Consider the following 506-nt stretch of genomic DNA (forward strand, 5'->3'; position numbering starts at 1 on the left):
TTATAAATATAGTATAAGTCATTTTGATATAAAGTCAATGATTACCTTATTCTGCATATACGCATAGCATCATTGTATGGGCACTTCCGCTACAAGGTGAATTGAAATTGCGTACACAAAAAACCCCTTTTCGTCGCAATGACGAAAAGGGGTTTATCTCGGAAACCAATATTAACGTTTGGAGAATTGAGGCGCACGACGAGCGGCTTTCAAGCCGTACTTCTTCCGTTCCTTCATCCGTGGGTCACGAGTCAGGAAGCCTGCTTTCTTAAGCGGCGGACGGAATTCAGGATCCAGCTTCAGCAATGCACGGGAAATTCCGTGACGGATCGCTCCAGCTTGTCCAGTTGTACCACCACCATGGGCAATAACGAGAACATCGTATTTTCCCAAAGTTTCCGTCAGGTTCAACGGTTGTTTAACGATCAATTTCAAAGTTTCCAGTCCGAAGTATTCATCCATGCTCCGATTGTTAATGACAATCTTACCTTCGCCAGGTATTAAGC

Annotated in this window: 1 protein-coding gene; it reads right to left on the reverse strand. The window is 43.9% G+C overall.

All coding sequences use genetic code 11. The features are described 5' to 3' along the window. Window positions 1-171 precede the first annotated feature (171 nt). A partial coding sequence (gene rpsI, locus AC1DWB_RS37250; protein WP_477546040.1) for a 30S ribosomal protein S9 occupies window positions 172-506 on the reverse strand: 335 nt, incomplete at its 5' end.

Source organism: Paenibacillus sp. P4_E11 (assembly GCF_056401635.1).